Source organism: Streptomyces sp. P3 (genome assembly GCF_003032475.1).
Taxonomy (GTDB): domain Bacteria; phylum Actinomycetota; class Actinomycetes; order Streptomycetales; family Streptomycetaceae; genus Streptomyces.
Genome location: NZ_CP028369.1, coordinates 1 through 13,008 on the forward strand (window position 1 = coordinate 1; position 13,008 = coordinate 13,008).

The 13,008-nt window shown below is 72.0% G+C and carries 2 protein-coding genes (1 of these 2 only partly in view); both read right to left on the bottom strand.

Annotated features, from left to right (window positions below):
* A partial coding sequence (locus C6376_RS00005; RefSeq protein ID WP_216825566.1) for a condensation domain-containing protein occupies positions 1-419 on the bottom strand: 419 nt, incomplete at its 3' end.
* Positions 419-13,008, bottom strand: the 3' portion of a protein-coding gene (locus C6376_RS00010; protein ID WP_107441504.1) for a non-ribosomal peptide synthetase. 3,421 nt of this gene lie beyond the right edge of the window; only the last 12,590 of its 16,011 coding nucleotides appear in the window; the start codon falls outside the window, past its right edge — the gene reads right to left on this strand; it ends in the stop codon at positions 419-421. The genes C6376_RS00010 and C6376_RS00005, both read right to left, overlap by 1 nt.

Sequence of the window (13,008 nt, forward strand, 5' to 3'; positions counted from 1 at the left end):
GGACCCATCGACCAGCCGTCACCCGCGATGTGGTGCACCACCACCGCCAGGACGTGCTCGTCGGGTGCGGTGGAGAAGAGCCAGGCCCGGATCGGCACCTCCGACGCCAGGTCGAACAGGTGACGCGCGGCCCCGGACACGGCTCCGTCCAGCTCCTCCGGCGCCACTTGGGAGACCGCCAGCTCCCAGTCCAGCTCGTCGATCGTGCGGATGCGCTGGTAGGGCTCGCCGTCCTTGGTCGGGAACACCGTGCGCAGCACCTCGTGCCGGCCGATCACCTCGCGCAGCGCCGCGTTCATCACCGAAGGGTCCAGCTCGCCCGACAGCCGCCGCACGATCGGGATGTTGTAGGCCGGGCTGGGGCCGTCCAGCTGGCCGATGAACCAGAGCCGACGCTGGGCATAGGACAGAGGGATCATCAGTGCTCCTCGTTGGTACGCATCGGCCGCAGAGCTGGCCTGGCTGTCTTCTGGGTTCCAAGCCGCTGGGCGAGTCCGGCCACCGTCGGCGTCCTGTAGAGCGCTCGCAGCGAGACGTCGACGTGCAACAGGGACCTGATCTGGCTGATCAGCCGGGTGGCGAGCAGGGAGTGACCGCCGAGCGCGAAGAAGTCGTCGTCCACGCCCACGCTCTCCAGCCCCAGCCCCAGCACCTCGGCGAACGCCCGGCACAGGAGCTCCTCCTGGCGGTTCGCCGGTGCCCGGCCCGCACCCGCGGTGTACTCCGGGGCGGGCAGTGCCTTCCGGTTCAGCTTCCCGTTGGCGGTCAGCGGAAGGGCGTCGAGCACCACGACCGCCGACGGGACCATGTACGCGGGAAGCTGGTCCTGGGCCGCCTGCCGAAGCGCCTGCGCGAGCTCCTCGGCCTTCTCCCCCGCATCCCCGGTGGGTACCACGTAGGCCACCAGCCGCTGGTCGCCGGGCCGGTCCTCACGGACCACCACGACGGCCTGTGCCACCGAGTCCTGGCCGGCCAGCACGGCCTCGATCTCACCCGGCTCGATCCGGAACCCGCGGACCTTCACCTGGTCGTCGGCACGGCCCAGGCACTCCAGCCGCCCTTGCGGCGTCCACCTCGCCAGGTCGCCCGTGCGGTACATCCGCACCCCCGGCCCGTACGGCGAGGCCACGAACCGTTCGGCCGTCAGGCCCGGACGGTTCGCGTAGCCGCGCGCCAACTGCGCACCCGCCAGGTACAGTTCCCCGGCCACGCCGACCGGCACCGGCTGCATCCAGGTGTCCAGCACGTACGCGCGCACCTCCGCGAACGGACGCCCCACCGACACCGGGCCGTCGGTCACCTCGGCGGAGGTCGCCCACACCGTCACCTCGGTCGGCCCGTACAGGTTCACCGCCTCGACACCGAGGTCGGTGAACCGCTGCGCCAGCTCCGGCGGCAAGGCCTCGCCGCCCACCAACGCCCTCACCCCGGTGGGCCATCCGCGCACCTCCAGCAACGTCCGCCACAGCGACGGCACACCCTGCACCACCGTCGCCCCGGACGAGACCACCAGTTCCGTCAGGGCGGCCGGGTCGCGCGCCACCTCGCGGGAGGCCACCACCACCGACGCGCCCGACACCAGCGGCAGGAACAGCTCCAGCGCCGCGATGTCGAACGACACCGTGGTCACGGCCACCAGCCGGTCGCTCACCGCCAGCGGCACCCGCTCCGCCACACCGGTCAGGTGGGTCGCCAGCGCTCCGTGCGACACCGCCACACCCTTGGGCCGGCCCGTGGAGCCGGAGGTGTAGATGAGGTACGCCGAGTGCTCCGGGAGCGACACGCCTCGCCTGCCCGTGGACGGCACCTCCGCGTCCAGCCGCGCCAGCTCCCGGATCGTCGCCGGGTCGTCCAGGGCCACCACGGCCACTCCGAGCCCCGCCAGCCGGTCGCCCGGGTCGCGCGCCGTCAGCACCAGGGCAGCCCCGGCGTCGCCGATGGTGTACGCCACCCGCTCCGCCGGGTACTCGGGGTCCACCGGCAGGTAGGCGCTTCCGGCCCGCATCACTGCGAGCAGCGCGACCACCAGGTCGACCCCGCGGTCCAGGGCGACCGCCACCACCGACTCCGGGCCCATGCCCCGGCCCGTCAGGTACCGGGCCAGCCGGTTCACCCGCGCGTCCAGCTCGGCGTACGACAGCTCCGTACCCTCGGACACGACGGCGATCGCATCCGGAGTGCGCGCCACCTGGGCCGCGAACAGCTCCGGCACGGACACCGGCGCGGCGGTGTCCCGGTCGGTGCTGTTCCACTCGTCGAGCAGCCGATGCAGTTCCCCGTCGTCGAGCACGCGCACCGATGCCAGCGGCTCGTCCGCTCCTCCGTCGAGTGCGGTCTCCAGCGCGGTGACCAGGTGCTCCGCTGTGGTGCACAGCAGCCGTCCGACGGCCTGTACGTCGATGGCGGCCACCGCGTCCACGGTCAGCTCGATCGACTCGCCGTCGTCGTCCACGGCCACCACGAGCGGGTAGTTGGTCCGCTCCCGCGCGAACCGCATGGTGAAGCCCTCGAAGCGGTGGCTCGGATCGTCGTCCGTGCCGTGCCCGGATCCACCGCTGTTGTGCCGGTAGTTGAACACGGCGGTGAACAGCGGCGTGTCGCCCGCCAGTCCGCTGGTCCGCTGGGCCAGGGCGAGGGAGGCGTGCTCGTGCTCCAGCAGCTCGGCCAGCTGGTCCCGCATGGCCGAGACGGCCTCGAGCGCGCCCAGCTCGGCGGTGCGCAGCCGGACCGGCAGCGTGTTGATGAACGGGCCGGGGACCCGGTCGGCACCGGCACCGGAATTCATCCGGCCGAACAACACGGTGCCGAAGACCACGTCCGTCCGGCCCGAGACCGCCGCCAGGGTCCGCGCCCACGCGACGTGCAGCACGGTCGCCGCACTCGTGCTCAGCCGGCGGGCGACCGCGCGCAGTCGCGCGTGCAGCTCCGGCCCGAAGGGCATCCGTACCCAGTCCGTGTCCGCTCCGTCGCCGTGGACGTCGACCAGTCCGAACGGCGCGGTCGGCTCGTCGACGTCGCCGAGCAGCTCGGTGAAGTAGCGCTCGTGCTCCGACTGCGCCACGCCGCCCCTGGCCTGCGCAACGAAATCGCGGAAGGGCATCGGTTCCGGCAGCGCGTCGCCCCGTCCCGTCAGGAACGCCTGGACCTCGTCGTGCACCACCTCCAGGGCGACGTGGTCCTGGACTGCGTGGTGCACCTTCAGCAGCGTCAACCAGCGGTCACTGTCCGGCAGTGCGGCGACGTGCATCGTGAGCAGGGGCGCGCGGCCCAGGTCCATCGACGTCCCACCGGCCGACAGGAGCTGCTCGACCGGGTCGGTGCCGTGCGCGGCCGGCGCCACCTCCTCGACGACGAGCGGGGCCCGGCGCCAGACCACCTGCACCGGCTCGCGCAGCCCCTCCCAGACGATCGAGGTGCGGAAGATGTCGTGCCGGTCCACCACCTGCTGCAGGGCCTCGGTGAAGGCGTCCAGCAGCTCGCGCGACTCCAGCTCGAACACTTCCCTGCTCACGTAGGCGTCGTCGCCGCCGTCCGCCAGCAGGTGGTGGAAGAGCAGGCCCTCCTGCAGCGGGGCCAGCGGGTAGACGTCCGCGATGTTCCCCGCACCGCCGGGAACGGTCGCCACCACCGCGGCGACCTCCTGTTCCGACAGCTCCACCATGGAGAGCAGCTCCGGCGTGAGCTCCACCGCGTCGGCCGGGATCAGGTTCGCCGGCACCTCCACCTGCACGGCTCCGGTGGAGGCCGCCAGGCCGGCCGGGGTCGGCGCCTGGAACAGGGACCGTACCGAGACGGACACACCGTGCGAGCGCAGCACCTCGACCAGACGCACCACGAGCAGGGAGTGGCCGCCGAGCCGGAAGAAGTCGTCCTCCACACCGACGCTCTCCAGACCCAGCACCTCGGCGAACGCCGCGCAGAGGATCTCCTCACGCGCGTTCGCCGGAGAGCGGCCGCCGCCGGTGACGTACGCCGGGGCGGGCAGGGCCTTGCGGTCCAGCTTGCCGTTGACCGTCATCGGCAGTGCGTCCAGCACCACGACCGCGGACGGGACGAGGTACGCGGGCAGCAGATCCGCGGCGAAACGGGTCAACAGCTCGGGGAGTTGGGCGGGCGCTCCCTCGGCCGGGACCACGTAGGCGACCAGCCGCTTGTCGCCGGGGACGTCCTCGCGGGCGACGACCGCCACTTGGGCGACCTGCGGGTGCGACGCGAGGACGTTCTCCACCTCGCCGGGCTCGATCCGGAAGCCACGGATCTTCACCTGGTCGTCGGTACGGCCCGCGAACACCAACTGCCCGTCCACCGTCCACCGCGCCCGGTCACCCGTACGGTACAAACGCTCACCCGGACCACCGAAGGGATGCGCGACGAACCGCTCCGCCGTCAGACCCGGACGGCCCAGATACCCGCGCGCCAGACCCGAACCCGCCACATACAACTCACCCGCCACACCCACCGGCACCGGAGCCAGGAACTCATCCAGCACGAACACCCGCGTGTTGACCACCGGCGACCCGATCGCCACCTCGGCCACCGACGGATCGCACGGCCAGCTGGTGGCGTCCACCGTGGTCTCGGCGGGGCCGTAGGCGTTGAACATCCGCCGACCTCGCGACCAGCGCGCCGCCGTCTCCGGGGGCAGCGCCTCGCCCGCCGTCACCAGGACGAGGTCCTTGCCTACCGTGGTCTCGTCCAGCGTCGCCAGCACCGCGGGCGGCAGGGTCACATGGGTCACCGCCTGCTCGGCCAGCAACTGCGCCAGCGGCGCGCCGGCCCGCTGGTCCGGCGGGACGACCACCAGGGTCGCGCCGGTCAGCAGGGCCATGAACCACTCCCACGCGAACGCGTCGAAGCCCACCGAGGCGAACTGACCCACCCGCGAACCCGGACCAACGCCCAGCAGACCACCGTGGCCCGCCCGCATACTCGCCACACCCGCGTGCGAGACCAGCACACCCTTCGGCCGCCCCGTCGAACCCGAGGTGTAGATCACGTACGCCGGATGCGACGGCACCGGCCCCGGCCCGACCGGCGCGCCACCCTCCAGACCCGCCAGGGCGGCCACGACCTCGGGGTCGTCCAGCAGCACCGCACCGGGCAGCACACCCGCAGTACCACTCGCAGCCAGCAGCACCCCCGGCCTCGCATCGGCCACCATGTAGGCGACACGCTGCGCCGGATACTCCGGATCGATGGTCATGTACGCCCCGCCGGCCTTCAGCACACCGAGCACCGCCACCAGCAGCTCGACACCACGCTCCAGGCACACCCCCACCACCGACTCCGGGCCCACACCCCGGCCGGCCAGGAACCGGGCCAGACGGTTCGCCCGCGCATCCAGCTCGGCATACGACAGCTCCGTGCCCCCGGACACCACAGCCACCGCCTCCGGAGTACGCGCGACCTGCGCGGCGAACAGCTCCGGCACGGTCAACGGGGCGACCTCGACCGCCGTGTCGTTCCACACCGTCAGCATCTGGTGCGCGGTGACCTCGTCGAGGACCTGTACCGCGCTCAGCGGCTGCTCGGTGCTGCCGTCCAGGGCCGCCTCCAGGGCGGTGACCAGACTCTCGGCGGCGGTGCACACCAGCCGTCCCACGGCGTGGGGGTCGACGCCCGCCACCGCGTCCACGGCCAGCGCGATGGACTCGCCGTCGTCGTCCACGGACACGGCGAGGGGGTAGTTGGTGCGCTCGCGCGAGAACCGTGCCTCGAAGCCCTCGAAGCCGCGGTTGCGGTCGTCCCGCTCCCGCTCGGATCCGCCGGGGTTGTGGCGGTAGTTGAACAGCGCGGTGAACAGCGGCGTGTCGCCCGCCAGTCCGCTGGTCCGCTGGGCCAGGGCGAGGGAGGCGTGCTCGTGCTCCAGCAGCTCGGCCAGCTGGTCCCGCATGGCCGAGACGGCCTCGAGCGCGCCCAGCTCGGCGGTGCGCAGCCGGACCGGCAGTGTGTTGATGAACGGGCCGGGGATCCGGTCGGCACCGGCGCCGGCGTTCATCCGGCCGAACAACACGGTGCCGAAGACCACGTCGGCCCGGCCCGAGACCGCCGCCAGGGTCCGCGCCCACGCGACGTGCAGCACGGTCGCCGCACTCGTGCTCAGCCGGCGGGCGACCGCGCGCAGTCGCGCGTGCAGCTCCGGCCCGAAGGGCACGTGGACCCGGACGGTGTCCGCTCCGTCGCCGCGGACGTCGACCAGTCCGAACGGCGCGGTCGGCTCGTCGACGTCGCCGAGCAGCTCGGTGAAGTAGCGCTCGTGCTCCGACTGCGCCACGCCGCCCCTGGCCTGGGCGACGAAGGTGCGGAACGGCACGGGTGTCGGCAGGGAGTCGCCCCGGCCGGTCAGGAACGCCTGGACCTCGCCGAGCACCACCTCCATGGCGGTGTGGTCCTGGACGCTGTGGTGCACCTTCAGCAGCATCAGCCGACGGTCACCGTCCGGCAGTGCGGCGACGTGCATCGTGAGCAGGGGCGCGCGGCCCAGGTCCATCGACGTCCCACCGGCCGACAGGAGCTGCTCGACCGGGTCGGTGCCGTGCGCGGCCGGCGCCACCTCCTCGACGACGAGCGGGGCCCGGCGCCAGACCACCTGCACCGGCTCGCGCAGCCCCTCCCAGACGATCGAGGTGCGGAAGATGTCGTGCCGGTCCACCACCTGCTGCAGGGCCTCGGTGAAGGCGTCCAGCAGCTCGCGCGACTCCAGCTCGAACACCACCGGGGTGACGTAGGCGTCGTCGCCGCCGTCCGCCAGCAGGTGGTGGAAGAGCAGGCCCTCCTGCAGCGGGGCCAGCGGGTAGACGTCCGCGATGTTCCCCGCACCGCCGGGGACGGTGGCGGCGATGGTGGCGATCTCGTCGGCGGTCAGGTCGACGAGCGGCAGCATGGCCGGGGTTATCTCCCGCGCGTCGGCGGGGATCGGGTTCGCCGGAACCTCCACCTGGCGGCCGGCGCCCGCCGAGAGGGCGAGTCCGGCCGGGGTCGGCGTCTGGAACAGGGACCGCACCGAGACGGACACACCGTGCGAGCGCAGCACCTCGACCAGGCGCACAGCGAGCAGGGAGTGGCCGCCGAGCCGGAAGAAGTCGTCGTCCACGCCGACGTTCTCCAGGCCGAGGACGTCGGCGAAGGCCGCGCAGAGGACCTCTTCGCGCGCGTTCGCCGGGCCGCGGCCGGAACCGGCCGTGTACGCGGGGGCGGGCAGGGCCCCGCGGTCCAGCTTGCCGTTGACCGTCAGCGGCAGAGCGTCGAGCACGACGACGGCGGAGGGGACCATGTAGGCGGGCAGCCGCTCGGCGGCCGTCCGCGTCATCAGCTCGGGGAGTTGGGCGGGCGCTCCCTCGGCCGGGACCACGTAGGCGACCAGCCGCTTGTCGTTCGGGGCGTCCTCGCGGGCGACGACCGCCACTTGGGCGACCTGCGGGTGCGACGCGAGGACGTTCTCCACCTCGCCGGGCTCGATCCGGAAGCCACGGATCTTCACCTGGTCGTCGATACGGCCCGCGAACACCAACTGCCCGTCCACCGTCCACCGCGCCCGGTCACCCGTACGGTACAAACGCTCACCCGGACCACCGAAGGGATGCGCGACGAACCGCTCCGCCGTCAGACCCGGACGGCCCAGATACCCGCGCGCCAGACCCGAACCCGCCACATACAACTCACCCGCCACACCCACCGGCACCGGAGCCAGGAACTCATCCAGCACGAACACCCGCGTGTTGACCACCGGCGACCCGATCGCCACCTCGGCCACCGCCGGATCGCACGGCCACAGCGTCGCGTCGACGGTCGTCTCGGCCGGGCCGAAGGAGTTGAACAGCCGGTGGTCACGCGACCATCGCGCCATCACGTCCAGCGGGAGCGCCTCGCCGCCCGTCACCAGAACGACGTCGTCCCCGATCGAGGTCTCGTCCAGCGTCGCCAGCGCGGCCTGCGGCAACGCCACATGCGTCACCGCCCGCTCGGTCAGGAACCGCGGCAGAGCCTCGCCCAGACGCTGCTCCTGCGGAACCACCACCAGGGTCGCGCCGGTCAGCAGGGCCATGAACCACTCCCACGCGAACGCGTCGAAGCCCACCGACCCGTACTGGCCCACCCGCGAACCCGGACCAACGCCCAGGTAGCGCGTCTGACCCGCCACCAGGCTCGCCACACCCGCGTGCGAGACCAGCACACCCTTCGGCCGCCCCGTCGAACCCGAGGTGTAGATCACGTACGCGGCGTCCTGCGGCCGCACCACCCCGTCCAGCGGGCCGGCGTCCAGTTCCGCCAGGTCCAGCTCCTCGACCAGCACCGCACCAGGAACCAGCTCCTGCGTGCCGGCCGTGGCCAGCACCACGGCCGGCACGGCATCCTCCACCATGTAGGCGACACGCTGCGCCGGATACTCCGGATCGATGGTCATGTACGCCCCACCGGCCTTCAGCACACCGAGCACCGCCACCAGCAGCTCGACACCACGCTCCAGGCACACCCCCACCACCGAGCCCACACCGACACCCCGGCCGACCAGGAACCGGGCCAGACGGTTCGCCCGCGCATCCAGCTCGCCGTACGACAGCTCGGCTCCGTCGGCGACCACAGCCACCGCCTCCGGAGTACGCGCGACCTGCGCGGCGAACAGCTCCGGCACCGCCGCCGACTCCACCTCGGCCGATGTCTCGTTCCACTTCACGAGCATCCGGTGCTGGTCCGCGGGGGCCAGCACCTGGACGTCCCGGAGCGCGGCGTCCGGTCCGCCGTCCAGTGCCTTCTCGACCCGGAGGACCAGGTTCGCGACGGCGGTCCGCATGAGAAGGCCGACGGCGGCCGGGTCGATGGGGGCGACCGCGTCGATCGCCAGCGCCATCGTGTCGCCGTTGTCGTCGACGGAGACACCGAGCGGGTAGTTGGTGCGCTCGCGGGAGACAAGCACCCGCATGCCCTCGGGCGCGGTGTCACCCTGCTGTTCGGCCTCCGCACCGGTGTTGTGGCGGTAGTTGAGCAGCGAGGTGAAGACCGGGGTGTTGCCCGGAAGGCCGCTGGCCTGCTGGGCCAGGGCCAGGGAGGCGTGCTCGTGCTCCAGCAGTTCGGCGAGCTGGCCGCGCATCGCCGTCACCGCCTCCAGCGCGCCCAGCTCACCCGTCTTCAGCCGCACCGGGAGCGTGTTCAGGTACAGGCCCGCCACCCGATCGGCGCCCGCACCCGCGTTCATCCGACCGAACAGCACCGTGCCGAACACCACGTCCGCATGACCCGACACCGCCCCGAGGACCCGGGCCCACGCGACGTGCATCAGCGTCGCCGGGCTCGTACCGACCCGGCGGGCCACTGCCCGCAGCCGATCGATCACCTCGGGCGCGAGCGGGACCACCGCACGCTCGACGGCGGCACCGTCACCCTGGACATCGACCAGCTCGTACGGGGCCGTGGGCTCGCTCACATCGCCCAGCAACTCGGCGAAGTAGCGCTCGTGCTCGGTGCGTTCGACGCCGCCGCGCACCTGAGCCACGAAGTCGCGGAACGGCAGCGGCTGCGCCAGTTCGCCGCCGCGCCCGGCGAGGAAGGACGCCACCTCGTGCAGGAGCACCTCCAGCGCGGTGTGGTCCTGCACCAGGTGGTGCAGCCGCAGCAGCACCAGCCAGCGCCCGCCCTCGGGCAGCGCGGCCGCGTGCACACTGATCAACGGCGCCCGGCCCAGATCCATCGACAAACCCACAACGGCCTGCAGTTCGGCCACCGGATCCGCGGCCTCGGGGTCGAGGGCCACCTCGGTCACCGGCAGGACGGCGCGCCGCCACACCACCTGCACCGGCTCCCGCAGCCCCTCCCACACGAACGAGGTCCGCAGGATGTCATGCCGGTCCACCACCTGCTGGAAAGCCCGCGCGAAGTCCTCGACCCGCTCCCGCGAGTCCATCTCGACGACCACCGGCATCAGGTAGGCGTCCTCGCCGCCCTCCGCCATCATGTGGTGGAAGAGCAGGCCCTCCTGCAAAGGGGCCAGCGGATAGACATCCGCGATGTTCGCGCAGCCACCTTCCACCGTGGCGGCAACCCGGGCGATCTCCTCAGCGGTCAGATCGACCAGCGGGAGCATCTCCGGGGTGAGCTCCGTCGCGTGCGCGGGGATCAGATTCGCCGGAACGACAACCTCGTCCGCACCCGCGGAGAGGGCAAGCCCCGCCGGGGTCGGAGTGTCGAACAGCGCCCGCACCGACACCGACACACCCTGCTTGCGCAACACCTCGACCAGATGCACCGCCAGCAGCGAGTGACCGCCCAGGGCGAAGAAGTCGTCGTCGACGCCTGTGTTCTCCAGCCCGAGGACCTCGGCGAACGCCGAACAGAGGGTTTCCTCGCGCGCGTTCGCCGGGGCCCGGCCGGTGCCGGCGCCCGCCGCGTGGTCGGGGGCGGGCAGGGCCTTGCGGTCCAGCTTGCCGTTGGCCGTCAGCGGCAGCGCGTCCAGGACCACCACGGCCGACGGGACCATGTACTCCGGCAGCCGCTGCGCCACGAACCCCGGCAGCTGCTCCGACAGGCCGTCGGCCTCGTCGTCCTCCGCGACGACGTACGCCACCAGACGCACATCGCCGGGCACGTCCTCACGGGCGATGACCGCGGCCTGCGCGACCTGCGGATGAGCGGCGATCACGCCCTCGACCTCGCCGGGCTCGATGCGGAACCCGCGGACCTTCACCTGCTCGTCCGCACGCCCCAGGAACTCCAGCTGACCATCGGCACGCCAACGCGCCACATCCCCCGAGCGATACATCCGCACACCCGGATCGAACGGGTTCGCCACGAACCGCTCCGCCGTCAGACCCGGGCGCCGCACGTAGCCCCGGGCCACCTGCGCACCCGCGAGGTACAACTCCCCCGCCACCCCCGGGGCGACCGGACGCAGGGACCCGTCCAGCACATACAGGCTCATGTTGGCGATCGGACGGCCCACGGGCACCGGCTCGCCGACCTCCTGGCCGGCCCGGACCTCGAACACCGCACAACCGACCACCGTCTCGGTCGGACCGTACTCGTTCACCACCACCGACTCCGGCGCACGCTCCAGCCACGCCCGCACCACCGCACCGGGCAGCGCCTCACCACCAACCACCCACGTGACCGCCGCGTCCTTGACCTGACCGTCAGTCAATATTTCTGCCAGCAGCGGCAGATGCGCGGGCACCACCTTCGCCAGACCGAACCCGCCACCACCGTCCCGCAGTAGATCCGCCAGCCCCTCCACACCGCCCTCGGGGCTCACCACCACAGGCGAACCGGAGATCAGCGGCACCACGACACTCGTCACCGTCAGGTCGAAGGCCAGCGAAGAATGCAGCGGCGCACCACCCGCCGTCTCATACGCACCCGCAGCCCACTGCACGTAATTCGCCAGACCTCCGTGCGTGACCGCCACACCCTTCGGCCGCCCCGTCGAACCCGACGTGAAGATCACATACGCCAGACCCTCCGCGGACACCGACATCTCGGGCGCCGTCGTCGGCAGCATCGACAGCTGCGTCTCCATCAGGGTGGAGTCCACCGCGACCATCCGCGCCCGCCCCGCGGGCAGTTCGTCCAGGACCTCCTCGTCGGTCAGCGTCAGCACCGCACCGCTGTCCGCCAGCATCAACGAGATCCGCTCGACCGGATAACCGGGGTCGATCGGCAGGAACGCCGCCCCGGCCTTCCACGCCGCCAGGATCGCCACCACCGCGTCCACACCGCGAGGCAGGCACACGCCGACGGTCGACTCGGCGCCGACGCCCTGGCCCAGCAGATAGTGAGCGAGCCGGTTCGCCCTGGCGTCCAGCTCGGCGAACGACACCTGCTCACCGTCCGCGACGACCGCCACCGCGTCCGGCGTCCGGGCCACCTGTCCCGCGAACAGTTCCGGCACCAGCGAATCGGCGAACTCGGCCCCGGTGTCGTTCCACTCCACCAGCAACCGGTGACGCTCGTCCGCGTCCAGCACGTCCACCGCGCTCAGCCGCAGCCCCGGATCAGCCGCCACCAGCTCCAGCACCCGCACCAGGCGCTCCGCGATCCGCTCGACCGACTCCGCCTCGAACAGATCCGCCGCACCGATCACGGACCCGGACACACCCGCAGGCACACCCCGCTCGTCGAACAGCTCACCCAGCAGCACATCCAGATCGAACCGGGCCGCCGCGGCGGCGGACATCGGCAGGTCACGCACCTGCACGCCCGACAGGCCGAGGGCGGCCTGTGCGTTGTTCTGCATCGTGAAGACCGTCTGGAACAACGGGTGACGCCCGGTGGAACGCGTCGGCGCCAGCTCCTCCACCAGCCGCTCGAACGGCACGTCCTGGTGCTCGAACGCCGACAGACTCGTCTCCCGCACCCGGCCCAGCACCTCACGGAACGACGGATCACCCGACAGATCCGCCCGGATCACCAACGTGTTCACGAAGAACCCGACCAGATCCTCCAACGCCGCATCCGTACGACCCGCGTTCGCCGCACCGATCGGCACATCCGCGCCCGCACCCAGCCGCGACAACAACACCGCCAGCGCCGACTGCAACACCATGAACATCGTCACACCCTCGGCCCGCGCCACCCGCGTCAGCTCCGCGTGCAACACCGCCGGAACCTCCACCCGCACCTCATGACCACGGTTCGACGCCACCGCCGGACGCACACGATCGACCGGCAGCGCCAACTCCTCCGGCACACCCGCCAACTCAGCGCGCCAGTACTCCATCTGACGCGACAGCAGACTCTTCGGATCGTCGGCCTCACCCAGCAACTCCCGCTGCCACAGCGCATAGTCCGCGTACTGCGCCGGCAACGGCTCCCACTCAGGAACTGCACCCGCGGACCTGGCCGCGTACGCCACCGACAGATCCCGGGCCAGTGGCGCCCACGACCAGCCGTCACCCGCGATGTGGTGCACCACCACCGCGAGGACGTGCTCGTCCGGCGCGATGGAGAAGAGCCAGGCCCGGATCGGCACTTCCGAGGCCAGGTCGAAGAGATGCCCGGCCGCCCCCGCGACCGAGGCGT